Source organism: Dietzia sp., assembly GCF_036741115.1.
In the GTDB taxonomy this organism is placed as follows: Bacteria; Actinomycetota; Actinomycetes; order Mycobacteriales; family Mycobacteriaceae; genus Dietzia.
Map to the genome: position 1 here is coordinate 46,152 of NZ_DAINST010000007.1, position 395 is coordinate 46,546.

Genomic DNA, 395 nt, shown 5'->3' on the forward strand with positions numbered 1-395 from the left:
CGCGCCGTGGTCCTTCCCACGAGGTTGGCGATCCCGATCCCGCGCTCGGCCAGCAAGCGCTCGTCGTCCGGGCTCAGCCCCCGCGAGGCATCGACGGTGCGGGGAGGATGCCGGCCGCGGCGAGCGAGGGCGAGAAGCGGTTGCCCGGGCGCGCGAAGGGGGCGTTGACCGCGGTCGTCCATGGGCTCGGGTTGATGCCCACGATGAGCAGGCGCACGCCCGCAGACTCGGCATCGCCGGGCAGCGACGGCACGTTGTCGCGACCCGGGCCGTCCGCGGCCGCGGCGAGCTGGGCCAGCGTGGGCCGCGCACCGGCCAGCGGCGAGGGCCGGCGTCAGGGCCGCCAGGCGGCGGGCAGGCGGGATTCGGAGCCGAAGGGAGCGGTGGGCGACATG

At 77.0% G+C, this 395-nt stretch carries 1 pseudogene; it reads right to left on the reverse strand.

Features of this window, described 5'->3' with window-relative positions:
- Positions 1–319: pseudogene (locus tag V7E05_RS02240) on the reverse strand (uracil-DNA glycosylase family protein); the annotation flags it as partial.
- Between the last annotated feature and the right edge of the window lie 76 nt (positions 320–395).